This is a genomic window from Spirosoma jeollabukense (genome assembly GCF_054777855.1).
In genome coordinates this window covers 646,689-670,384 of sequence record NZ_BAAHAD010000001.1, presented here as the reverse complement: position 1 = coordinate 670,384, position 23,696 = coordinate 646,689, and the positions used below count along the sequence as shown (strand labels likewise).

The following is a 23,696-nucleotide window of genomic DNA, read 5'->3' as shown; positions in this document are numbered from 1 at the left end:
TGTAGGATGTTAGCCTATGAAGTTGCCCTTCACCCCTAAATCCCCTGAAGGGGACTTTGTCTAACCATCGTACGATTTTACCGTTCGCTCAACGGTGTTACCATCCTTTATAGTCTTGCCGACAAAGGGGACGAACATTTAACGCAAACCAATATTATGTCTACTAGTACGTATCGCTCTTCAAATGGAGTACTTTTATTGACCTCTCAACTTCTCATCGGTCTGTTTTTATTGATAGCGGTCACCGCCCCGGCTCAATCAATCTGGACGGCACGCAGGCCATTTAACCTGAGTGCTGTTACCTACAAATACGGTCAGTTCATCGGCGTGGGTATCGACAATACGGTGGCTGTCTCGATTAACGGAACCACCTGGCAGAAAGCGTTCATTGGTACGAATTACCAACTCAACAGTGTGACGGCTGGCTCGCCCGTTGTTGGGGTTGTCGCGGTGGGTGTATATGGCACGATCTTCGGTAGTACGGACTATGGCTATAGCTGGTCCCAAAAATCGTCGCCAACGACCAACCCGCTGAATGACGTTACGTATGGCAACGGTTTATACGTAGTTGTGGGCGATAACAGTACCATCTTAACCTCGCCCGATGGCAATACCTGGACCGCACGGTATGTCTATACACCAAGTCCGGTTGCCTTGCGGGGGGTTACCTATAGCGGAAACCAGTTTGTTGCGGTAGGCTATGGAGGCATTGTATTGACCTCGCCAAATGGCCTAAACTGGACAATGCGCCAGACCAATTCAGGAGCAGCTTTGGAAGATGTTGCCTACGGAAACGGCAAGTACGTGGCCGTGGGTGGGTATCCATCCAACGCAAAGCTTACGTCAACCGATGGGATCACCTGGACCTCTCAACTGCCGGGCTACGGTATGGACTATACTATGTACGATATTACGTACGGTAACGGCCAGTTTGTCGCGGTAGGTTATTACGGCGTTATTCTAACCTCGCCGAATGGGAGCACCTGGACGAAACGGGACATTGGCATTCTGGATACCATGCTGGGCGTTGTCTATGCCAACAACCAGTTCATTACGGTCGGCACCAGCATCCGTCGGTCTACGGATGGAGCAACCTGGCAGGCAACCAACGCCCCGGATGGACAGAGCAATCTGAATAGTGTTGCTTATGGGAATGGGCGATACGTAATATTCGGGACTAGTAATGCCTCCGGGTCCAAAGGACAACTGCTGACCTCGACCGATGGGGTTACCTTCACCCGAACCGAATTTGCGGCCTATCCGGCCCCGAGCGATGTCGTGTTCGGCATGAATCTGTTCGTTTCGGTGGATTACTACGGCAATATTTTATCGTCTTCGGATGGCCTTACCTGGACTTTTCGCAAACTGGGGAGTAGCTTCAAAGCCATAACCTACGGCAAAGGTCGCTATGTCGCGGTAGGTTCCGGACAAGCCATGGTATCGACCAACGGATTGACCTGGACGGCATCCTCTCCCTTACTATCCGTAAACTTTCAGGACATTACCTATGGCAACGGTTTGTTTGTTGCCGTCGGGAGTAGCGGGATTATTTACACGTCGCCGGATGGATTGAGCTGGACAAGCCGCGTTTCCAACACGACCAATACACTGAGCGGTATCGCGTATGACAACGGTTACTTTGTGGCGGTCGGCAGCGGAGGAGGAAACGTTCGTCGGTCTACCGATGGCATCACCTGGACCGGTAGTGGCAGCACGTCGGGGAATGGTACGGGGAGTATCACGTTCGGAAACGGCCAGTTCGCAATTGCGGGTAATATATACATTATGACGACGCTCGATGGCACGAATCCGACTTATAGAAGCGTCCCCAGCAACATTGGCAATCTGAACTGCATCCGCTATTTGAACGGAAAATACATAGCCGTGGGTGAAAAAGGGACAATCATTACGTCAAACGCTGATCCAATGCCGTTTTCTATTTCGGGGGCAACCCTGCAAAGCTGCGACGTCATGCTGCCCGCTACGTCCTCCCACCCTGAAATGCGGGCCGTTCGGTTTATGCCTCAATACTCAGGCACTTTTACTCCGCCCATGAGTTTCTCGGTAGTGGGACTCCTTCAGCCAACGACGAATCCTGACGCCATTATGTATCCTTACGTCGATAACCCAACGGTTACCATCGTAGCCTGGGATTCGCAGGGTCGAAAGGCCAGTTTTGCCTGGAACTGGTTGTCACGTTGCAATAACGGTCTGCGCAAGGCGGCTGAAGAGGGCAGCAACCCGGAAAAAGGCACTACGTTACAGGTGCTTGTGCTGGGCAATCCCACACGTAATGAAACCGTTGACGTAGAAATCACCGGAGTTAATAACGAACCAATAAGACTGGATGTCGTCAATCAACAGGGCGAAGTTGTTAGCCAGCAACGTATTGAGCAGGCAAATACGGGTGAGCGGCATCAGGTGAAACTAGGCCGCTCACCCGGGCTATACATACTGAAAGTGCAAACCCCCACGCAGGTTCAGACTGTGAAACTACTGAAGCAGTAGCTGTTAGGTTCTAATTCCGAATTGATTTTCCTGAAATAGTCTAGCCACTTTATGGGAATCAATTCGGGATTAAATGGTATTGTTCCGGATCAATTTTCATAAAATAATCGAGCAACTTATCCCGTAGGGATCAAACAGCGTAGCGTTGGTAGATAGTATAATTTTTGGGTTTATTCAGCGTGCTGTCAGGTACGAGACTAGTTACGTATGTGATTGCATGAAGGGTAGGTGACATGGTTATTTTGCTACCGCTTCGGCGGCCGGCCCAGCGACGCTACGCTGTTAAGCCCCTAGGCGAAAAAATTACTCGCTTATTTCATGAAATCAATGAGAAATAACCAGAGGTATACGCAGTGATGTGCGACGAGTCAAATAGTTTTTTTTTACTCATTCACTTTGTAATACAAAGTTCTTTGATAAATTTGCCATCATTCTAAAACGAACCATGTATGATTACTGAAAACAAACGCCTTACGGGCATTATGATCGCCGTAGCAACGCTGTTGCTCATCCCATTCATTGCGATGCAGTTCACCCATGAAGTGAACTGGAGTGTATTTGATTTTATCGTAGCGGGTGTCCTGCTTTTCGGCACGGGTCTCCTGTGTGAGCTTGTCCTGAGGGATGTACACAAGATCGAGTACCGAATCGCTATTTGTGCCGTTCTTCTGCTAGCACTGTTCCTGATTTGGGCCGAACTAGCGGTTGGTATCTTCGGAACGCCCCTCGCCGGAAGTTAGCTTGTAAACCGCATGAGAACGCCAGATAGATTCGATGCCAGAACAACGTTAGTAGCGATGAAAAACAAAGCAGGTAAACTAATTGGTTTTCTCTTCCTGTTTAAAGTAATCTTACTGTCTACTATTCCACCTTCTGATGAGCTTGCTCCGGGAATAGTCGTTATTATGTCGATACTGAGTGGGTTGCTAGTTGCATTTGCCGTCGTGCTTAGCAGACTGAATAACAGATGGATCGATCTAATTTATAGCAAGGGTGGAGTACTTACAACACATAGCACACGCTTTGGGCTGGTGAGGAAGAGCATACAGCTCACAACCTATAACTCACTACGTAACTCTTTCCTTTCTCTACTGTCACCTCATACAAGCCGGCACTTACCGAACGCACGTCGGCTTGTTTGCAAACGGGTTTGGCTTTGCTTTTGAACCGTAGCGTCCCGGTTCCGGCGGCTCCCGTTACGTTGATTTGGTTGGTGCTACAATACACCCTAACGTCGCCGTCGGGCGTGGGTACTTTGCCGTCAATCCATTGAAGGCCACCGAGATGTGGTTCAATTAGATACGTAGCGTAAGCGGGCGAAGTCGGTTTGACGCCAAGGTAATATTTGCCCAGCAGATAAATCGGGCTGGCTCCCCAGGCGTGGCACAGGCTTTTGCCAAAATCGCGGCCATACATCGCGTAATGTTCAGCGCCTTTTTTTGCCGGATTGTATTCTTCCCAGAAAGACGTAGCGCCGAGGTTCAGCATACCGCCCCAGTAATCTTTGATTTCTTTCGTTACGTAAGTCTGTTCCCCCAGGGCGCAAAGGGCTTCGAGTTCGTAGAAACGCATGTAGGGCGTCGTGATTTTCGGTACGTCAGGATTGAGCAGCACATGTTGCTTAACGGCTTGTTTCTTGGCGTCATCCAGGTAATTGAAGAAGATCGCGAACATATTCGCGTAGCGCGTTACGTTCTCCGTAGGCACGCCGTCCACCCGGCTATGCACCAGCGCGTGTTTGCTCTCATTCCAATACGAACTGAACAGTTTTCCTTTTACATCGGCCGCTAGTTGATTGTATTTTGTCGCATTCGGGGCGTCGTTCACGATGTTGGCGCAGAGGGCCATCGTTTCCAGACTGCGGGCAAACAGCAATTGCTCAAAACTAACCTCGCCCTTTTTGCTCAACCCATCGGCCCAGTCGATGAATACCCAGTCGCCCGCCAGGCCTTCCAGCAAGCCGTTCTTGTTCCGACGCCCCAGACAATAGTCCATCAGACTTTGCATGCGCGGGTAAAATTGCTGGATGAATGCTTTATCGCCGGTGTACTGGTAATAATCATAAATGCCTATGAACCAGTAAAATGTGTAGTCCATAATGGTGTTGATATGACTCGTAACGGGGTCTTTCCCCCGTAGTGCCAGCAGCGTGCGCGTCACCGAGGGCGAGTCGAATAGCAGGTAGTAATTCATCAGGTAACTCTGTGCCGCATCGCCCGACCAGATCCAGCGGTCGCGTTTGATGCCGTCGATGAAAAACTCACGGGTGTTGAGGTGGAGCGTATAAGTTGCTACATCGTAAATCCTGTTGATCTGCTCGTCGGAACAGCGAAAGCCGCCCCGGTCGGCAACGGGCAGGAACTCGTACAGCATCGAAACGGAATCCACCGAGACGCTGCCGTCATACTGCACATTGACGTAGCGAAATGCCTTGGTCAGCTCCATCACCGAATCCCGTTTCTGCATCTGGTCGATCTGCAAAAAATCGGTGGTTTCGCAGGTTGCCGTAGCCAGCGCTTCTTCCCGCGATTCGCCGTAGTAGATATTGACGTTCCCTTTGCCCAATAACCCTTTCAGTTTGATAAAGCCAAAGGTTTCTTTGCCAAAGTCTAGCAGGAGCGAACCCGCTTTTTTATCCACTTTCACGGCAGTCCTCTCTTCGGTATTCAGTCTAAATTTGGACGGTGGTGTTTGCGCGCTGTTAAAATTCCAGGAACCCGCTTTGAGCCAGGTTGTGCCCGACTGATCGGAGGCTTTGCCCGTTTCGTCAATCCACTCTTTATCCTCGAACGTAACCAGCCACGTAGCATCGGACACCACGTTTTTGCCTTTAACAAAAATAGCCGGAACCCGATCCTGACAGAATACTTTAAGGCTCACTTTATGCTTTCCGGCGGGCACCATAATCCGCTTCGGATAGCCCGGAAACGACTTCCCATCAATCTTGACGTTGTATTTCCCTTCCACAAACAAGTCTACTTCTTCGGCTTGCGCCAGATCGAAATCCTTGTGAAAATCAATCAGATTATAATGACTGTCCAGCTTCCAGAAAGGCGGTAAAAATGTTCCCCGTTCAGTACGTCGGTTTTGCATGTTATTACCCAGCCAGATCTCGAAATCGCCCGGATACCAGATCCAGGTAGCTTGTTTCTGAGCAAAACCAGGTGATACAAGCGATAGCAGTAAACAGACGAACGGAAGGGCTTTTTTCATTTTAGTAGAAAGCAGAATTAATAGAAAGGCAAAAATAAGGATGATTTAGAAAGCAAAAGAAAATATTGAAGCTATTTTTAAACTAAACATAAGATAGATACTATAAAATAGCTTAAAGGTGTGATTTGTAGCGCTTAAAGGGCTTTGTATGCTTAGTTTTAACCTGTATAGCTTCCGAGATTTTTTAAACCTATGGGCATTTTATACTAAGGTTATCTTCTATTTATTTGTTTTATTTTCTATTTATTGTTTTTACCTTTGCTAAGTAGGCTGGCAGGACGCCCTGCGTCAGGGCGTCCTGCCAGCCTACTAAATTGACTTGATTGTAGCGAGATACTAACCCCATGAGTATAAAAACGAGTGAACCTGTAACCCTAGGCGTTATTATTGGTAACCGGGATTTCTTCCCGGATAGATTAGTAGCAGAATGTCGGGCCGATTTGCTCGAAGCGTTTCAGAAAGCAGGTATTAATCCCATTATGCTGGATGAGTCTGCCACGAAATTGGGTGGCGTAGAAACGTTTCAGGAAGCGCAGAAATGTGCCGAGCTGTTCCGAAATCATGCTAGTGAGATCATGGGCGTGCTGGTGGTTCTGCCCAATTTCGGTGACGAAAAAGGGGTTGCCGAAACGTTGAAATGGGCCAGGCTGGACGTACCGGTGCTTATTCAGGCGTATCCCGATGATCTGAATCGCTTGGACGTAGCGCGTCGGCGGGATGCGTGGTGCGGCAAAATCTCGGTCTGCAATAACCTCCATCAATTCGGCATCAAATATTCGCTGACGACCAAGCACGTCGTGCATCCGTCAGACCCTAGTTTCCATCGCGATCTGCTCGATTTTGCGGCAACCTGTCGGGTAGTGAAAGGACTACGTAACGTTCGGATTGGAGCCATCGGTGCTCGTCCGGGTGGTTTTAATACAGTACGTTACAGCGAAAAAATTCTCCAGCGCAATGGCATTTCGGTCGTCACGGTCGATCTGTCGCAGATTCTGGGCCATGCCAATAAACTGACTGCTGCCGATCAATCGGTAAAAGAACGGCTCGATGCCATCAAGGCCTACACACCTACGGGGCGCACACCTGACGATAAACTTATTCAGATTGCCAAATTAGACGTAGTGCTGAATAACTTCATGGCTGAACATTCGCTCGACGCAACGGCCATTCAGTGCTGGACATCGCTTCAGCAAAACTATGGCTGTAACGTGTGTACGAGCATGAGCATCATGAGCGAGAACATGCTGCCGAGCGCCTGCGAAGTGGATGTAACGGGTACGTTGAGCATGTATGCGATGCAGCTGGCCTCTGGTTCGCCGAGCGCATTAGTCGATTGGAATAATAACTACGCCGACGACGAAAACAAATGCGTGCTGTTCCACTGCGGCAACTGGGCAAAGTCGTTTTTGCCTGATATTCAGATGAGTACAGCGCCCATTCTGGGCACGACCATTGGCGAAGAAAATACCTATGGTGCGTTGGATGGCCGGACACCGGCGTCTCCGCTCACCTTCGGACGTATCAGCACGGACGATACGAAAGGCGTTATCAAGGCCTACGTTGGCGAAGGTGCCCTGACCGACGATGCGCTGAATACGTTCGGCAACCGGGCTGTCGCACAGATCGACAACCTCCAGGGTCTGATGAAATACATTTGCCGAAACGGCTTTGAGCACCATGTAGTTATGAATGCTTCTAAAACCGCCGGAATCCTGACCGAAGCGATGGAGAACTACATGGGTTGGGAAGTGTACAACCACTAAGTCTCAATAGCAGGCTGATTGTATGATTGGTAAGATTACTATATGATTCATTGGAGAAAGGGCTCCTGATCTTAAATCATAACGAATCATATAGATCATAAAATCCGTGTTCTATCCATCTCTGAATTGTTCAATACCAAAATCATGACGCCACAGGAGTTAGCCCGCAAGTCGGTTCTTTACCGAAAAAACATTCTCAAATACATCGTAGGGGCCAAGGCTGGGCATACGGGCGGCAGTTTGTCGTGCGTGGACATTCTGAACGTGCTCTATAATTACGTACTGAATGTCAGCCCTGAAACGGCCCAATCGCCCACCCGTGACCGCTATATTCAGAGCAAAGGCCACACCGTCGAAGCACTCTATGTCGTGCTGGCCGACAAAGGTTTTTTCCCCGAATCGGATCTGGAAACCTTGTGCCAGTACAAGTCGCATTACATTGGTCACCCCACGAAAAAGGTTGCTGGTGTTGAGCAGAATACGGGTTCCCTAGGACACGGCATGTCATTGAGCGTCGGCACGGCCCTATCGGCAAAGCTGGACGAACTTGCCTATCGTGTGTTTACGTTGCTGGGCGATGGCGAATTGCCAGAAGGCTCCAACTGGGAAGCGGCTTTGCTAGCGTCTCACTATAAGCTCGATAACCTCTGCGCCATTGTCGATAAAAACGGGTTGCAAATCACAGCACCAACGGCGGACGTGTGTAGCACCGATCCCCTCGACAGGAAGTTTGAAGCGTTTGGCTGGGCGGTACGTCACGTAGATGGGCATGATTTCCAGGCCCTTACCGACGCCTTCGATGCACTGCCTTTTGAGCCGGGAAAACCGAGTCTGATCATCGCGCATACCATCAAAGGCAAGGGAATCAGCTACATGGAAAACCAGTTGAAATGGCACCACGGTGTACCGAATCCGGAGCAATACGCGTTGGCGCAGGACGAGTTGGCGGAGGCAGAAATGGCGTTGCAGTAAGCTGAATCAATAAATCTCATGGGAGAAGTAATTACAGTAGTTGATAAAAAAGCCCAGCCTAATGCGGCCCAAGCGAATCTGGATGTGTTTTCCAGTACGTTGCAGGAGTTAGCCAGCACTGATCGGCAGATTCTGGCCGTCACCAGCGATTCGCGGGGGTCGGGGAAACTCGTGCCGTTTGGTCAGAAATACCCGTCCCAGCTCATTGAAATCGGGATTGCCGAGCAAAATCTGGTGGGAGTGGCGGCTGGTCTGGCGTCAACGGGCAAGAAAGTTTTTGCCGTATCCCCCGCCTGTTTCCTGACGGCGCGGTCATTTGAGCAGATCAAAACCGACGTAGCGTATTCCAATAATCCGGTCAAACTCATCGGCATCAGCGCGGGGGTTAGCTACGGGGCCTTGGGTTCGACGCACCACAGCCTCCACGATTTTGCCGCGCTACGGGCCGTGCATAACCTGATCGTGGTAGCGCCAGCTGATAATTTCGAGACAGAGCAAGCCATCCGACTAGCTGCCCAAACGGAGCATCCGATTTATATCCGATTCGGCAAAAAGGCGATGCCACTGCTGTCGGAGGAAAATCAGGATTTTGACTTTGGGAAGGGTAGGGTTATCTGCGAAGGTGACGATCTGGTGCTGATCGGAACCGGCGAAACGGTTTATCCCGCACTACAGGCGGCCCGCCAACTGGAAGCCACACACGGCCTCCGTTCGACAGTGATTAGCATGCACACGATTAAGCCACTGGATTACGATCTGCTGGCGGACGTAGCGGCTAAAGGCTGCCCGATCCTGACCGTCGAAGAACACAGTGTGTTTGGCGGTCTGGGCGAAGCTTGCGCGTCATTCCTGCTGACCAACGGCTTTCGTAACCGGTTCAAAATCATGGGTATTCCCGACGAATACACCGTTACGGGCTCACAGGTAGAGATTTTCAATCACTACGGTTTGTCGGAGGACGGCATTGTGAAAGAAGCGTTGGCGTTGCTTGATAAATGATGAAATACCCCTAAATCCCCTAAAGGGGACTTGGCTCACTCTTATACAAAGCCCCCTTTAGGGGGTTGGGGGTAAACCAAGGCTCTGTGATCCCTACCCTTAAACCCATGAAATTCCTACTTACTTTTCTGCTACTAGCGCTGTCACTCGTATCTCACGCCCAGCAAGCGCCCCAGAAACTGCGCGTGTTAGTGCTGACCGATATTGAGAATGAGCCGGATGATGCGCAGTCGATGGTGCGTTTCCTGACGTATTCGAACCAGTGGGACGTAGAGGGCCTTATTGCGACGACTTCCATTCACCAGCCAAATCGGGTAGCGCCCGACAAGATAAAACAGATCGTAACGGCCTATGGAAAAGTTAGAACGAATTTGCTGCTGCACGAAAAAGGCTACCCGGAAACAGCGTATCTGACCAGTATCATTAAGGCGAGTTACCCAAACTACGGCATGGAGGCCGTTGGGCCCGGTAAAGATTCTGAAGGCTCGGACTGGATTATTTCGGTAGTCGATAAAAAAGACAGTCGTCCGGTCTGGATTCCGGTTTGGGGTGGAGCCAACTGCCTCGCGCAGGCACTCTGGAAAGTTCGCCAGACCCGCACACCCGATGACGTCGAGAAATTCGTGTCAAAGCTGCGTGTCTACACCATTTCGGATCAGGACGATTCGGGTCCGTGGCTCCGAAAAACCTTTCCGAATCTGTTTTTTATTGCCAGTCCCGGTATGCATGCGGGTGGCGCGTATCACCACGCTACGTGGAGCGGCATCAGTGGAGACAATTTTCACGGGCGGTTTGGAGGGGGCGATTTCAGTATCGTCGATAACCCGTGGCTGGACGAACATATCCGCAAAAATCACGGGCCATTGGGTGCCGAACATCCGTTCACGAAATTCCTGATGGAAGGCGATACGCCAACGTTCTTGTTTCTGATTAACAACGGCTTAAGCGATCCCGAGCATCCGAATTATGGCAGTTGGGGTGGGCGCTACGAATTCTATACACCTCGCATGCGCAAGTGGTTTTATGAACCCGAAACGCGCCCGTTCTGGTCGGATGCGGAGGATGAAGTGATGGGAGCCGATAGCGCGTGGCATACCAGCAACAAAGCCACGATCTGGCGGTGGCGCCGGGCGTATCAGCATGATTTTGCCGCCCGCATCGACTGGACAACGAAGCCGTATAAAGAAGCGAACCACCCACCCATTCCCATGCTTAACCACGCGAATGAGTTACGGGCGAAGAGTGGCGAAAAGGTCATGCTGAGTGCCGAGGGTTCGACCGATCCCGATGGCAATCCGTTGACCTATGAGTGGATTTATTACCGGGAGCCGGGTACGTTTGACAGCAGTCGCCCGCTTGAGGTACAGGATAAAGGGAAAATGAACGCCTTTATCGTAGCGCCAAAGGTGACCAAACCCGAAACATTTCACGTCATCCTGGCGGTGACCGATACCGGTAATCTGCCACTGACTCGTTACCAACGCGTTATCGTGACCGTGTTTCCGTGAACACCCCCAACCCCCTAAAGGGGACTTTGCTACTTATGGAGTTAAGCCCCCTTTAGGTTGAAAATCGTGGCCGCCAATACCGATGCTGACTGCGAGGGACTTTGCTACTTATGGAGTTAAGCCCCCTTTAGGGGGTTGGGGGTGTTTAAGCTTGATCAAACTGATCCTAAATTCACTATGAATAAATTCATTTTTCTGTGGCTTTTTGTCCTCCTGATCCTGGTCGGGAGCTGCACGAATAAGTCCGATACGGGCCAGCCGAAAAAGGTAGCCGTGATTGTCTCGACGCTCAACAATCCGTGGTTTGTGGTACTGGCCGAAACGGCTGCGGCTCAGGCAAAAGCGTTGGGGTATGAGACGAAAATCTTTGATTCCCAGAATAATACGGCTTTAGAGAACGACCATTTCGAGAATGCCATTGTCTCAGGTTTTAACGCCATCCTGCTCAACCCAACGGATTCGGACGGGTCGATTGTGAACGCGATGAAGGCTAAAGACGCCGGTATTCCGGTGTTCTGCATGGACCGGGAAGTCAACGCACCGCAGGCCGCTACGTGCCAGATCCTGTCCGACAATTATTCGGGCTGCGTGGCCATCGGCAAATATTTTGTGCAAACACTACGTAGCAAAGCCAAAGATGCGCCGATCAAGTACGTCGAAATCCTGGGTTTAGTGGGCGATAACAACACCTGGAACCGCTCGAAAGGCTTTCATAGTGTCGTTGATCGCTACCCGAATTTCAAAATGGTTGCCCAGCAAAGCGCTGATTTCGATCGGAACAAGGCAATGGAAGTCCTCGAATCCATTCTACAGGCGCAGCCCGACATCAACGCGGTTTTCTGCGGAAACGATGCGATGGCGATGGGAGCCTATCAGGCGTTGGTGGCTGCCGGAAAAGCTAAAGATGTCGGTGTGTTCGGCTTTGATGGAGCTGACGACGTTATGAACTCCATCCGCGACGGCAAGATCAGAGCAACGGGTTTGCAATCGCCCCAGACGATGGCCAAAACAGCCGCTCAGTATGCCGACGAGTACTTCAAAGGAAAGCGGGAGTTTGCGAAGAAGGTACCCGTGGCCGTTGAGTTGGTCGATCAGGGAAATATCAAGGACTACGTCACGCTAAAAAAGCCTTGAGGAACCATGCCTAAAAACATTGTAAAATACGCCCTTCTGCTGGTTTTGATCGGCTTTGTCGCCTACAATTCGGTCTATTTCAGGAAGCTGGATGAGGTGAAAGCCACGTCTGGGGCAAACGCTACGTCTAAATTTGATGCTGCTGCCTACGCCAATACGTTCTGGACAACGAAGCTGCTTCCGGCGGGAGCGAGTTCAGCAACGGAATTGAGTACGCTTCTTTCGCTACTGAAGACAGACAAAGAGAAAGCGTTTGACACCTACTCACATGCGCTGGGCATCGGCAACATCCGCTATTTTCTAGTAAAGGGCGAAGGCCAAATAACCGCCATCAGCGACAACGATGTAACGGTTGCGCTGTCCAGTGGCGAATCGGTAAACCTCGCTACCGAATACATTTTCGGGAATGCCGCCCGAGACGCGTCGGGGTTGATCAGGATTACAGAATTTGACAACACAATGGATCTGAACAACGTATCGACCGAACTCAACACGATCATTCGGAACAAAGTGGTGCCACCGTTTAAAGCCAGCGCGAAACCCGGAAATACGGTGAAGTTTGTTGGAGCCATTGAGCTGAATAAAGCGCATTTTCACCTTGATAATCTGGAAGTTATCCCGATTTCAGTGAAGTAAAAATATCCCCAGCCCCCTTCAGGGGGCTTAGTGCCATAATAAGCAAAGCCCATTTTAGGGTGTTGGGGGTATTTTGGACAGTAATGATTTTTTGCCCATCAAACTATGCTAGTAGCAGAAAACATCACGAAGCGATTTTCGGGCGTAACGGCGCTGGATACGGTCTGCCTTGAATTTCTGGCGGGCAACGTAACGGCGGTGATTGGAGAAAATGGCGCGGGAAAATCCACACTGATGAAAATTCTGTCGGGGGTATACGATGACTACGAAGGACAGATTCGCTTTAATGGCGAGCCGGTGCGTTTCAACTCCATCCGCGACGCCCAGGAATGCGGCATTGCGATTATCCACCAGGAATTAAATCTGATTCCGTATCTGAGCATTACGGAAAATATCTTTCTGGGTCGCGAAATTACTACACGCTGGGGCACGCTCGACAAGAAAGCCATGCGGCTGACGAGCCAGAAACTACTGGATAAACTCAGGTTGGACATTTCTCCCGATACGTTGGTTGCTGAGTTGAAAGTCGGTCAGCAACAGGTCGTTGAGATCGCCAAAGCGCTGCTGGTGGAGTCGGAAGTAATCATTATGGACGAACCAACGTCGGCCATCAGCGAAAGCGAAGTCGCGGTTCTATTCGATATCATCACCGATCTGCGACGCGAAAACAAGGCCATTGTCTACATCTCGCATAAATTGGATGAGCTGTTCACGATTGCCGACCGCTATGTTGTTTTACGGGACGGAAAATCCATCGAATCGGGCAGTATGCAGGGCATCGACCACGATACATTGATTCGCAAAATGGTGGGCCGGGATATTACCAGCATCCGCCGTCAGTTGACTAATAGGGTACATGCTCCGCTACTTTCGGTCGAAAACCTGTGCCTCAAGCATCCCGTTCGCGTACAGGATAATCAACTCAAAAACCTCTCATTCACGGTCGGTCGGGGTGAGATTGTCGGCGTTTTTGGCCTTATGGGCGCGGGTCGTACCGAGTTGCTAGAAACGTTGTTCGGCCTCCACCCGAAGCGCTCCAGCGGTGCCGTTAATATTGATGGCCAGTCGGTTCGGTTTAAAAATCCTATTCATTCGATTGCATCGGGCATGGCGCTCGTGCCGGAAGATCGCAAGAAAGATGGCCTGGTTTTGGGGATGGATGTGCAGACCAACATTAGCCTGACGGCCTTGGAAAACATTGAACAAACGGGTTTCCTGAGTCAGAACAAAGAAACGACGCTGGCCAAAAAATACATCGCTGATCTACGTATCAAAACGCCTTCGGAAAAGCAAACGGCCCGAAACCTGAGTGGTGGTAATCAGCAGAAAATCGTGTTATCGAAATGGCTGGCTACAAATCCGAAGCTGCTGATGCTCGATGAACCGACGCGCGGTATCGACGTCAACGCCAAGAACGAAATCTACAAACTCATTCTGCAATTGGCGGATGAAGGTATGGGCATCCTTGTCGTTTCCTCGGAACTGCCCGAAATTCTGGCCATTTCCGACCGGATTCTGGTCTTGTGCGAAGGCAATTTAACCGCTGAAATGACTGTGCAGGATGCGTCGGAAGACTCGATTCTCAAAGCCGCGATACCGAAAACTAGTTAGATATTACAACAGGCCTGAAACCCCCTACATCCCCTGAAGGGGACTTGGCTCGTACTCAAACAAAGTCCCCTTCAGGGGATGTAGGGGGTTTCTGACCGTTTCTTACGTTTCTATGCAACTAACCGCAACTTCTTACCGACCACTACTTACAAAGTTTCAGTCACTCATTGCACTGTTCATTCTTTGTCTGAGCATCAGTCTCATGTCCGACAAATTCATGACTGTTGCCAACTTCTGGAACGTGCTACGGCAGATTTCGGTCAATGTGTGCATTTCTACGGGTATGACGCTCGTGGTGCTCACTGCCGGGATCGATCTGTCCGTTGGTTCAGTACTGGCGTTGTCAGGCGCCATTACGGCTGGATTACTACGTAACGGAATTCAGCTGCCGTCATCAAATCTGTACATTGGTTTTACGTTGCTGGGTGCTACGTTGGCTGGATTGATTACCGGCTCCGGACTGGGGTGGTTCAACGGCTGGGCTATCACGCGCTTCAAACTTCCGCCCTTTGTGGCAACGCTCGCCATGCTGACTATCGCTCGCGGACTAACGATGCTCTGGACGGAAGGTTTTCCGATTACGGGGCTGGGCGATTCGTTTACCTTTCTGGGAACCGGCTGGTTTTTGGGGATTCCGCTGCCCGTTTGGTTATCCGGTATCATCGTTGCCATCACTGTGCTAGTCACGAACAAAACCCGTTTAGGGCGCTACATCTACGCTATTGGTGGCAGTGAAAGCGCGGCCCGACTGTCGGGCGTAAACATCAACCGGATCAAGATCGCGGTATACACCATTGCCGGTGCGCTGGCGGCCGTCGGTGGGTTGCTCGTTACGTCCCGACTGGACTCGGCTCAACCAAACGCGGGTACAAGCTACGAACTGGACTCCATCGCGGCTGTAGTGATTGGCGGTACGTCGTTATCGGGTGGGCGGGGCAGTATTTTAGGTACGGTGCAGGGCGCCATTATCATTGGCGTGCTGAACAACGGCCTGGTTCTGCTCAACGTATCGCCTTTCTGGCAGCAGGTCGTGAAAGGCTTCGTGATTCTGCTGGCCGTAATTATTGATAAATCGAATTCGAAGGCTGATTGAAAAATTTGGTTTACGGTTTTTGGTCTACGGTGGGCTGACGCTGGAGTTGCTTCGCGTCAGCCCACCGTAGACCAAAAACCGTAAACCACAAACCAATTTCAAATGACATCCTACATCCTAGCCATCGACCAGGGCACCAGCAGTACCAAAACACTCTTGTTTGACGAGGCCGGTCGTGTGGCGGCTCGGGCGTCGGAACCGCTGACAACCAACTACTTCGGGGATGGGTACGTCGAACAGGACCCGGACGAGATTTTTCGGAACGTACTGGCGTCCGTTGGGAAATGCATCGGTACGTTTGCGGCTCAGGGGGGTAATTTGCGGGCGGTGTCGGCTTGTGGTATTTCCAATCAGCGCGAAACGTTTGTGGTTTGGGATGAACAGGGTGTACCGCTGCATAACGCGATTGTCTGGCAATGCAAACGATCCATCGGAGTTTGTGAGCGATTAAAAGCTGAGGGGCTCGAAGAGACAATCCAATCGAAAACCGGCTTGTTTATTGATCCTTATTTTTCAGGAAGTAAGCTGATCTGGCTCTATGAAAATAACGAGATAATCCGGCAGACAATCGACGCAGGAAAAGCCTATTTTGGCACGATTGATACATGGCTGCTCTATAAATTAACCAATGGCCAGCGCTACCTGACCGATTATACGAACGCATCCCGAACGCTGTTTTTCAACCTCCATACGTTGAGTTGGGATCAGGAATTACTTGCTACGTTCGGCTTGTCGAAGCTGAATCTGCCGGGGCCGAAACCGTCTTCGGCGTTATTTGGCGAGTCAAATTTCAACGGATTATTTGATCATAGTCTGCCCATTACGAGCCTGATTGGCGATTCGCACGCGGCTGCGTTTGGCGAAGGTTGTTTTACGCCTGGAACTGCCAAAGCGACCTTAGGCACCGGTTGTTCCATTATTATGAACATCGGCGAGAAGCCCACTACGTCGCAGTATGGCATGGTCACGACCATTTGCTGGAGCACTGAAAGTCGCGTGGATTATGCACTGGAGGGCGTTATCGTTACGTGTGGTGCCACCATCGAGTGGCTGAAAAATAGCCTGGGTCTGTTCGCTGAAAGTCGCGAAACGGAAGCGATGGCTACGGCTGTACCCGACAATGGGGGCGTGTATATTGTGCCCGCCTTCAGTGGATTGGGCGCTCCCCACTGGGAAATGTCCCGCAAGGCATCTATTTCCGGTCTTACGTTCGGATCGACCAGAAACCACATCGTTCGGGCAGCTTTGGAGTCGATTTCGTACCAGATTAAGGACGTGATTCTGGCGATGGAGCAGGATACGGGCATTCCATTGGAAGAAATCATGGTGAATGGCGGCCTCACCTCGAATGGCTTCGTCCTGCAATTCCTGGCCGATTTGCTGGGTAAAGCGGTGATCAATCGGGACATGCCGGACGTATCGGCGTTGGGAGCGGCTTATCTGGCTGGCTTAAAAACGGGGTTATATAAAGATCTGACGCATTTACAGCAATTGAACGATTGTAAATCTGCCATTAACCCGACTGTTAATAACTCAACTGTGCACGAGGCATATACCGGTTGGCAGACGGCCATTCAGTCAAGTTAATAGACTAGTATACCTTTGACAAAGTTCAAAACTTTGTCAAAGGTAGCAATCCAGGCAACTCTCCTTAAATCAACCTATTCCGATCCTTGTATGAAATCGTTTATCCTATTCTTGGCCTTGCAAACGGCGCTTATGGTGCCACTTCTTGCCCAACCGAAAGACGCAATTTCCGGCAAAGCCCGAACAATTGTCACGACGGATGGCGAAGTGGACGATGTCGATACGTTCATCCGGTTATTGCTGTATGCCAATGAGTTTGATATTGTAGGGCTGGTCTACAGTAGTTCGCAGTGGCACTACAAAGGCGATGGAAAAGGTACGAAGATGACCTCGGAGATGGCCAACACGGCCAAGCGATACGGCGAGCGCACTGACCTTCGCTGGCCAGGCACGACCTGGATGGAGACTTACATCGACAAATATGCAAAGGTCTACCCGAATCTGGTAAAACATGCCAAAGGTTTCCCCACGCCGGAGCATTTAAAAAGTCTCGTTCGGGTTGGAAATATCGACTTTGAAGGCGAAATGAGCCGGGATACTGAAGGTTCGGATTTCATTAAGCAAATTCTTCTCGATTCGAACCCAAGCCCGGTCTATCTGCAAATCTGGGGCGGCACCAATACGGTGGCCCGCGCCCTGAAATCCATTGAAGATCAGTACAAAGGAAAACCAGAATGGGCGGCTATTGCAAAGAAAGTATCTGATAAGGCGATCATCTACGCCGTTCTCGATCAGGACGCTACGTATCAAAAGTACGTTGCTCCTAACTGGCCGGCGATCAAAGTGCTATATAATTCGGACCAGTTCTGGAGTTTCGCTTATCTGTGGCCGCGTGTTGTTCCTGCCGAACTTCAACCTTACTTGAGCGGTAAATGGTTTGCCGAAAACATTAAGTTTGGGCACGGGCCATTGCTGGAAGCCTATTATCTGTGGGGTGATGGTCAAAAACTACCCGGCGACCCTGAGCACACGCATGGCGACATGAAAGAAGCCGAAAAGTACCAGCGTAGCCAGTATGATTTTATTTCCGAGGGCGACTCACCCGCGTTTTTCTACCTGATTGACGTAGGATTACGTAGTAGAGAGGATGTTTCTTACGGAGGCTGGGGTGGGCGCATGGTTCAATCGTCCCAAAATTCGTATCGTTGGGAAGACGGGAAGACCGTCACCGACTATGATCCATATACCAAAAAGCAGGATGCCGCTTACCCACAAACCCGCTGGATTCCAGTGCTGCAAAATGATTTTGCCGTCCGGGCCGACTGGTGCGTCAAAAGCTACAAAGAGGCCAATCATCCGCCGGTTGTGAAGCTGACTCATTCGGCCAATCTTCGGGTTAAACCCGGTCAGCAGGTGACGCTCAGCGGTTCGGCAAAGGATACCGATGGCGACGCGCTAACGTATCGGTGGTGGCAGTACGAAGAGGTCGGTACGTATGCCGGGAAGGTAGTTATTCAGAACGCAGACAAGCCGAATGCTTCGTTCACAGTACCCAAAGATGCATCGTCGGGTAAAACCATTCACGTCATTTTAGAGGTAACCGATGCGAAAACGCCCTCTCTGACCCGCTATCAACGGGTCATTGCCAGGGTTGTAGACTGAGGATATGAACCTATCTTTGCCTTCCCTTTCACTAAAGCCAGATGATACGTAGGTGTATCGAGCGCTTCAGGAGCGAAAAAGGGCACAGATTCGCAAAAATGGAAGACCGTTTATTAGATAGTATTGAGGAGGCAATTGAAGACATCAAAAAGGGTAAACTCGTTATCGTCGTGGATGATGAAGACCGGGAAAATGAGGGCGATATGATTGGTGCATCGGAGTGCATCACGCCCGAACTGGTCAATTTTATGGCGAAAGAGGGGCGGGGGCTCATCTGCGTTGCTCTCACTGAAGAACGTTGCCGGGAACTGGATTTGCCACTTATGGTGACGCAAAATACCGCGACACATAGAACCGCCTTCACCGTTTCGGTTGATTTAAAAGGCTTTGGCTGTGGAACGGGCATATCGGTTCATGACCGCGCGAAAACGATTCAGGCACTCGTTGACCCGAAAATCAAGCCCGACGATTTTGGTCGCCCGGGGCATATTTTTCCCCTGATCGCGCAAACGGGTGGCGTCCTGAGTCGCACAGGTCATACCGAAGCGGCAATGGATTTAGCGGTGCTGGCCGGATTCAAACCGTCGGGTGTGCTGGTGGAAGTGTTGAGTGCCGACGGCACCATGGCCCGACTCCCCGAGCTTCGGCAACTGGCGGATCGGTTTGGCATGAAACTCGTTAGTATCGAAGAACTTATCCGCTATCGGAAACAGGTGCTGGTTTGAACCCTGCGCGTCTCGTTGCCGTTGTCGATTTGTGCGACATTGATCTCTTATGATGCGTCGCGTAGCATCCGTAAATACCTTCTCATTCAAACCGATACAACCAATGATTCTGAAACGTACCGCTTTAGCTGCAGCAGCAGGTCTATTGCTAACCAGTTCAATTAGTCTGGCTCAAACCAAACCGCAGGATGGTTTCTGGCGCGGCACATTCACGTTGTCCGGCAATCAGGAATCTCCATTTAATTTTGAACTGAAAGGCACAAATGCCTGGTTATTAAATGGTTCGGAACGTTTTGAGTTGAAAGGCGTCAGCCAGAAGGGTGATTCGCTCTTCATTCCCGTCGAGATTTATGATGCAGTGCTGGCTGCTAAACTTGAGACCGACAAAACGATTTTGGGCGTTTTCAAACGGCCTTCCGTTGCCCCTATTCCGTTCAAGGCTGAGTTCGGCAAACGGTATCGATTTGTGGAGAAACCGGCTGCCGCGACGGTGAGTCTGCATGGCAAATGGGACGTAACGATGGGTAGCGGGACGAAGACCGTAGGCGTATTCAATCAATCGGGGAACAAAGTGACCGGTACGTTTTTGAGCACTACGGGCGACTATCGTTTTTTTGAAGGCACGGTGCAGGGCGATGAGTTTTCCTTATCAGCGTTTAGCGGTTCCAGCCCCCAACTTCTCAAAGGTAAAATTAATGGTAATGAATTTACGGCTGAGTTGACCAACCCCCGAGCATCGCAAACCATTAAAGGTATCCGTAATGCCGAGGCTGCCTTGCCCGATGCCTATACATTGACGAAAGTTAAGGCCGGTACCCCGTTTGCGTTTACCTTCCCCGACGCGTTTACTGGAAAACCCGTATCTCTCAGCGATCCGAAGTTCAAAGGCAAAGCGGTTGTGGTAACGATTCTGGGTAGCTGGTGCCCAAATTGCCTGGATGAGGCCTCTTTTCTGGTTCCCTGGTACCAGGCCAACAAACAGCGTGGTGTTGAAATAATCGGGCTGGCTTTCGAGCGTAAGAACGATCCTGCTTATGCCAAAACTCGGTTGGAAGTCTTTAAAAAACGGTTTGGCGTTGAGTATGATATACTGTTTGCAGGCACGGCTGATGTAAAATATGCCTCCTCGGTATTGCCTGCACTGGAGAATGTAATGGCTTTTCCGACCACTATTTTTGTAAATCGTCAGGGCGAAATTGCCAAGGTTCATACGGGTTACAGTGGACCGGCTACGGGCCAATATTATGCAGAGTTTGTGAAGGAATTTAATGCCGACATTAACGAACTGCTTGGCGAAACGCCCGCTAAAGCATCGGTGGCCCAGCCTGGTAAGACAGATAAGTAAACCAGCAATCAGCCAGACTTATTCCTGTTGATGGTATGGAGAGTTAATATGTAATGGTTGAGAATCAGAGATTTTATTTTATTTCAGGTGGGTGGAGACAGCCATTACGTCGCTACATAGTAGCCTTGATGAGTAGTGTTGTCTTTGCTTTTTCGGGATGCAGTTCAGCAAGTAAGACCGATCAGGCGACTGTTGCGGAGACTGACAGTGGAGCCAATTGTGTAGCGAAAGGCATTCCATCCCGTTCGGCGGCTGTTCGTCAGGCGGCTTCGGTAACTGGGCCAGGCGAAACCAGCACCGACAATATGGCCTGGATTCCCGGCGGCACGTTCCAGATGGGTGCTGATGAGTTTCCGGATGCCCGACCCGTACATAACGTAACGGTTAGTGGCTTCTGGATGGACAAGCACGAAGTAACCAATGCTGAATTTGCTCGTTTTGTCGCAGCCACTCACTACGTAACAGTGGCCGAACGTCCCTTGAAGCCAAGCGATTATCCCGGCGTTCCAGCCGATAAGCTCGTGCCAGGTTCGGCCGTGTTTACGCCACCTGCTCAGAAGGTTTCTTTAGCTGATCCGCTACGTTGGTGGCAGTACGTTCCTGGAGCCAGCTGGAAGCAGCCCGAAGGGCCGAAGAGTTCGCTCAAAGGACGGGAGAACTTGCCGGTTGTTCATGTTTGTCAGGAAGATGCGGCCGCTTATGCCAAATGGGCTGGAAAACGCCTGCCGACTGAAGCCGAATGGGAGTTTGCCGCGCAGGGCGGTAAAGGCGCGCGAACCTATTACTGGGGCAATGAATTAAAGCCGGGCGGTAAATGGATCGCTAATATTTATCAGGGTGATTTTCCCAACAAAAACACATCGGAGGATGGCTTTGCCGGGGTAGCGCCAATCCAGTCGTTTCCCGCTAATCCGTATGGCTTGTTTGACATGGACGGGAACGTGTGGGAATGGTGCCAGGATCTGTATCGACCTGACTACTACCAAACAAGCCCGGCTATCAATCCAAAAGGGCCCAAAGACAGTTATGACCCCGAGGAGCCTGGTGCCGTGAAATATGTACAGCGGGGCGGTTCGTTTTTGTGCAGTGATCAATACTGCATCCGCTACAAGGCAGGGAGTAGGGGCAAGGGCGAAGTGAGCAGCGGCAGCAGCAATCTGGGCTTTCGCTGTGTTCGGGAGAAATAAACTATAACCACAGCAGTGCCAGTGCCTGAACCGTAGCACTGCTTTTCTGAAAGAATTGATCGGAATTTATCGCGTCAGCAAGCCCGCATCGAGCACAAATTGTGCGCCGGTAACGTAGCGAGCTTTGTCTGACGCCAGATACAGCACCATTCCTGAAACATCTTCTGGTTCGACCCACGGCACCGGAAGCAGATTTCCTGCCGACCGTTCGGCAATTTCCTGCGTCGTCGTGCCTTCCAACTCAGCCAGTCCGTCGTTCATGGGGGTATTAACACCCGTTGGGTGAATGGAGTTGACACGAATGGTATACGGAGCCAGCTCAATTGCCCACGATTTTGTCAGGCCCACCAGGCCCCATTTAGAAGCCGCGTAATGACTCAGCCGATTCATGCCCCGAAGTCCGGCGATGGAAGAATTGTTGATGATAACGCCTGATTTCTGCTTCATCATAACCGGAATGACCCGGCGGGCAATGAGCCATGCACCTTTGAGATTGATGTCGATCATCGCATCCCATTCGTCCTCAGGCAATTCGTGAGCTAGGCCATAGGCGCAGATTCCTGCGTTATTGAACAGAATATCAATACGTCCAAACGTGACAAGTGCCGCATCGACAGCCCGGCTAATATCCTCGTCGCGCCGAACATCGCCCGTGGCGGTCAGGCACCGACTACCGAGGGCTTCGATCTCGCGTTGCAGGGAATCCAGTTCACTTTCAGAACCCAGGGCATAACCAGGGTAGGACAGTGGTTTCGCCAGATCGAAAGCTATAATAGAAGCCCCTGCCTGCGCCAGCGCCAGGGCAACCGCTCGCCCCTGACCGTGGGCGGCTCCCGTAATGAAGGCTACTTTGTCCTGAAAATCAGCCATTATACTTTTCTTGTGTTAAAGGGAGGTAGGGAAAGAGATACTCGTCAACGGTGACGTTCAATACGTTATTGAACACATTGGTCGCAATCATTTGTCCGGCAAAAGCCACCAGCACAACGATCTGTTGTTCAGTGTACCGTTGGCTAATGGGTAAATAAAGGTCATCTGGAATCTCGCCCTTATGCTGGGCAATGGCACTACCAAAATCAATAACAGCCTGTTCGTGGATGGTCAAGACCAACTCTTCGGGACGTTCTCCATTGTCGATAATAATCCGCCGGAAGAATGTCGTGCAGACCGGGCAATTCGACCCTTCTGAAATGGCATGAGCAAATAAATAGGCCAGTCGGTTTCCAACAATTTTCTTGACCTCTTCATACAACGGATACCACTGCATATACACCTGAAACGACAGGAGCGATCGGCCTAGCGTGGCTTTCATGTTAGTGATGCGACTGCCAGGATAATTAGCTACGTGCGCATCAAAAGCTGCCTGGACTTCGGTGCTGGCTTCGTCGGAGGATAGGGGTGTGATTCGGGGCATAGCCTATTTAGTTGTAAGTACGCTTGTCAGTTGGTAAAAAAGGCTTTAGAAACGTATAGACGTAGCAACCTGCACAAAAGCTAGTAAATGATTCCAGCAGGGCAAATACGATCAGGATACTAGTTAAAAGGAACATATTGATTCCCGGGCTGTGCACTAATAGAATAGTGATGGAGAAAATGAGCCCGATTCCAGCTGCAAAGCGTTTGGGGGTCTGATCGGTACCTTTGAATGGAAGGCGTAACTGCCTGACAACAAAATCGGTACTTTTCCGTAAGAGCTGAATTTGGGTAGAATTTGTAGTTTAATTCCTTATTTGAACCATTAATCTGGAGCAATTTAAGGAGAACACACATTAAGTTGCCTGTTTTTTTACTCTTTTATAATGAACCACTGTCC

At 50.6% G+C, this 23,696-nt stretch carries 18 protein-coding genes and 1 pseudogene; 15 read left to right on the top strand and 4 right to left on the bottom strand.

Annotated elements, in window-relative coordinates; all coding sequences use genetic code 11:
- Window positions 1–156 precede the first annotated feature (156 nt).
- Together ACYVEA_RS02725 and ACYVEA_RS02720 are read left to right on the top strand one after the other, a co-directional pair.
- Entirely contained in the window at window positions 157–2,508 is a 2,352-nt protein-coding gene (locus ACYVEA_RS02725; RefSeq protein WP_461111776.1) for a T9SS type A sorting domain-containing protein, read from the top strand.
- A 449-nt stretch (window positions 2,509–2,957) separates the two neighbouring features.
- Window positions 2,958–3,248, top strand: a complete 291-nt coding sequence (locus tag ACYVEA_RS02720) for a hypothetical protein (protein WP_461111775.1) — start codon at window positions 2,958–2,960, stop codon at window positions 3,246–3,248.
- A 310-nt stretch (window positions 3,249–3,558) separates the two neighbouring features.
- Here ACYVEA_RS02720 and ACYVEA_RS02715 read toward each other — a convergent pair whose 3' ends face one another.
- A complete protein-coding gene (locus ACYVEA_RS02715; protein ID WP_461111774.1) occupies window positions 3,559–5,721 on the bottom strand; it encodes an alpha-L-rhamnosidase-related protein in 2,163 nt (720 codons plus the stop codon).
- A 344-nt stretch (window positions 5,722–6,065) separates the two neighbouring features.
- Between ACYVEA_RS02715 and ACYVEA_RS02710 the strand changes: the two genes are divergently transcribed.
- The 13 genes and pseudogenes from ACYVEA_RS02710 to ACYVEA_RS02650 all read left to right on the top strand — a co-directional run bounded on the left by ACYVEA_RS02710 (window position 6,066) and on the right by ACYVEA_RS02650 (window position 21,883).
- Complete coding sequence (locus ACYVEA_RS02710; RefSeq protein ID WP_461111773.1) at window positions 6,066–7,484, top strand: L-fucose/L-arabinose isomerase family protein; 1,419 nt, start codon at window positions 6,066–6,068, stop codon at window positions 7,482–7,484.
- A gap of 144 nt (window positions 7,485–7,628) precedes the next feature.
- The gene (locus tag ACYVEA_RS02705) at window positions 7,629–8,456 is read left to right on the top strand and encodes a transketolase (protein WP_461111772.1); all 828 of its coding nucleotides are present in this window, start codon (window positions 7,629–7,631) and stop codon (window positions 8,454–8,456) included.
- 18 nt (window positions 8,457–8,474) lie between these two features.
- Entirely contained in the window at window positions 8,475–9,455 is a 981-nt protein-coding gene (locus tag ACYVEA_RS02700; RefSeq protein WP_461111771.1) for a transketolase family protein, read from the top strand.
- A gap of 107 nt (window positions 9,456–9,562) precedes the next feature.
- A complete protein-coding gene (locus ACYVEA_RS02695) occupies window positions 9,563–10,963 on the top strand; it encodes a DUF1593 domain-containing protein (RefSeq protein ID WP_461111770.1) in 1,401 nt (466 codons plus the stop codon).
- A gap of 177 nt (window positions 10,964–11,140) precedes the next feature.
- Window positions 11,141–12,097, top strand: a complete 957-nt coding sequence (locus tag ACYVEA_RS02690) for a substrate-binding domain-containing protein (RefSeq protein WP_461111769.1) — start codon at window positions 11,141–11,143, stop codon at window positions 12,095–12,097.
- A gap of 6 nt (window positions 12,098–12,103) precedes the next feature.
- The gene (locus tag ACYVEA_RS02685; RefSeq protein ID WP_461111768.1) at window positions 12,104–12,733 is read left to right on the top strand and encodes a DUF2291 domain-containing protein; all 630 of its coding nucleotides are present in this window, start codon (window positions 12,104–12,106) and stop codon (window positions 12,731–12,733) included.
- 105 nt (window positions 12,734–12,838) lie between these two features.
- Window positions 12,839–14,344, top strand: coding sequence for a sugar ABC transporter ATP-binding protein (locus tag ACYVEA_RS02680; protein ID WP_461111767.1), 1,506 nt, complete (start codon window positions 12,839–12,841; stop codon window positions 14,342–14,344).
- 112 nt (window positions 14,345–14,456) lie between these two features.
- A complete protein-coding gene (locus ACYVEA_RS02675) occupies window positions 14,457–15,437 on the top strand; it encodes an ABC transporter permease (protein ID WP_461111766.1) in 981 nt (326 codons plus the stop codon).
- Between the two features lie 102 nt (window positions 15,438–15,539).
- The gene (locus tag ACYVEA_RS02670) at window positions 15,540–17,024 is read left to right on the top strand and encodes an FGGY family carbohydrate kinase (protein WP_461111764.1); all 1,485 of its coding nucleotides are present in this window, start codon (window positions 15,540–15,542) and stop codon (window positions 17,022–17,024) included.
- 90 nt (window positions 17,025–17,114) lie between these two features.
- The gene (locus ACYVEA_RS02665) at window positions 17,115–18,626 is read left to right on the top strand and encodes a DUF1593 domain-containing protein (protein ID WP_461111763.1); all 1,512 of its coding nucleotides are present in this window, start codon (window positions 17,115–17,117) and stop codon (window positions 18,624–18,626) included.
- Window positions 18,627–18,724: 98 nt separating this feature from the next.
- Window positions 18,725–19,333: pseudogene (ribB, locus tag ACYVEA_RS02660) on the top strand (3,4-dihydroxy-2-butanone-4-phosphate synthase); the annotation flags it as partial.
- A gap of 121 nt (window positions 19,334–19,454) precedes the next feature.
- Window positions 19,455–20,696, top strand: coding sequence for a TlpA disulfide reductase family protein (locus ACYVEA_RS02655; protein ID WP_461111762.1), 1,242 nt, complete (start codon window positions 19,455–19,457; stop codon window positions 20,694–20,696).
- Window positions 20,697–20,824: 128 nt separating this feature from the next.
- The gene (locus tag ACYVEA_RS02650) at window positions 20,825–21,883 is read left to right on the top strand and encodes a formylglycine-generating enzyme family protein (protein WP_461111761.1); all 1,059 of its coding nucleotides are present in this window, start codon (window positions 20,825–20,827) and stop codon (window positions 21,881–21,883) included.
- A gap of 66 nt (window positions 21,884–21,949) precedes the next feature.
- Here ACYVEA_RS02650 and ACYVEA_RS02645 read toward each other — a convergent pair whose 3' ends face one another.
- Genes ACYVEA_RS02645 through ACYVEA_RS02635 form a run of 3 tightly spaced genes read right to left on the bottom strand, consistent with a single transcriptional unit; the run spans window position 21,950 to window position 23,583 of the window.
- Entirely contained in the window at window positions 21,950–22,753 is an 804-nt protein-coding gene (locus ACYVEA_RS02645; protein WP_461111760.1) for a mycofactocin-coupled SDR family oxidoreductase, read from the bottom strand.
- Complete coding sequence (locus tag ACYVEA_RS02640; protein ID WP_461111759.1) at window positions 22,746–23,297, bottom strand: carboxymuconolactone decarboxylase family protein; 552 nt, start codon at window positions 23,295–23,297, stop codon at window positions 22,746–22,748. Before ACYVEA_RS02640 ends, ACYVEA_RS02645 begins: the two co-directional genes overlap by 8 nt.
- Window positions 23,298–23,304: 7 nt before the next feature.
- Entirely contained in the window at window positions 23,305–23,583 is a 279-nt protein-coding gene (locus tag ACYVEA_RS02635; protein WP_461112938.1) for a DUF4395 family protein, read from the bottom strand.
- Window positions 23,584–23,696: the final 113 nt, after the last annotated feature.

What these genes read in the sequence shown, in the direction of transcription:
- ACYVEA_RS02725 (WP_461111776.1), top strand. Translation starts at nt 157, where the DNA reads ATGTCTACTAGTACGTATCGCTCTTCAAATGGAGTACTTTTATTGACC.
- ACYVEA_RS02720 (WP_461111775.1), top strand. Translation starts at nt 2,958, where the DNA reads ATGATTACTGAAAACAAACGCCTTACGGGCATTATGATCGCCGTAGCA.
- ACYVEA_RS02715 (WP_461111774.1), bottom strand. Translation starts at nt 5,721, where the DNA reads ATGAAAAAAGCCCTTCCGTTCGTCTGTTTACTGCTATCGCTTGTATCA.
- ACYVEA_RS02710 (WP_461111773.1), top strand. Translation starts at nt 6,066, where the DNA reads ATGAGTATAAAAACGAGTGAACCTGTAACCCTAGGCGTTATTATTGGT.
- ACYVEA_RS02705 (WP_461111772.1), top strand. Translation starts at nt 7,629, where the DNA reads ATGACGCCACAGGAGTTAGCCCGCAAGTCGGTTCTTTACCGAAAAAAC.
- ACYVEA_RS02700 (WP_461111771.1), top strand. Translation starts at nt 8,475, where the DNA reads ATGGGAGAAGTAATTACAGTAGTTGATAAAAAAGCCCAGCCTAATGCG.
- ACYVEA_RS02695 (WP_461111770.1), top strand. Translation starts at nt 9,563, where the DNA reads ATGAAATTCCTACTTACTTTTCTGCTACTAGCGCTGTCACTCGTATCT.
- ACYVEA_RS02690 (WP_461111769.1), top strand. Translation starts at nt 11,141, where the DNA reads ATGAATAAATTCATTTTTCTGTGGCTTTTTGTCCTCCTGATCCTGGTC.
- ACYVEA_RS02685 (WP_461111768.1), top strand. Translation starts at nt 12,104, where the DNA reads ATGCCTAAAAACATTGTAAAATACGCCCTTCTGCTGGTTTTGATCGGC.
- ACYVEA_RS02680 (WP_461111767.1), top strand. Translation starts at nt 12,839, where the DNA reads ATGCTAGTAGCAGAAAACATCACGAAGCGATTTTCGGGCGTAACGGCG.
- ACYVEA_RS02675 (WP_461111766.1), top strand. Translation starts at nt 14,457, where the DNA reads ATGCAACTAACCGCAACTTCTTACCGACCACTACTTACAAAGTTTCAG.
- ACYVEA_RS02670 (WP_461111764.1), top strand. Translation starts at nt 15,540, where the DNA reads ATGACATCCTACATCCTAGCCATCGACCAGGGCACCAGCAGTACCAAA.
- ACYVEA_RS02665 (WP_461111763.1), top strand. Translation starts at nt 17,115, where the DNA reads ATGAAATCGTTTATCCTATTCTTGGCCTTGCAAACGGCGCTTATGGTG.
- ACYVEA_RS02655 (WP_461111762.1), top strand. Translation starts at nt 19,455, where the DNA reads ATGATTCTGAAACGTACCGCTTTAGCTGCAGCAGCAGGTCTATTGCTA.
- ACYVEA_RS02650 (WP_461111761.1), top strand. Translation starts at nt 20,825, where the DNA reads ATGAGTAGTGTTGTCTTTGCTTTTTCGGGATGCAGTTCAGCAAGTAAG.
- ACYVEA_RS02645 (WP_461111760.1), bottom strand. Translation starts at nt 22,753, where the DNA reads ATGGCTGATTTTCAGGACAAAGTAGCCTTCATTACGGGAGCCGCCCAC.
- ACYVEA_RS02640 (WP_461111759.1), bottom strand. Translation starts at nt 23,297, where the DNA reads ATGCCCCGAATCACACCCCTATCCTCCGACGAAGCCAGCACCGAAGTC.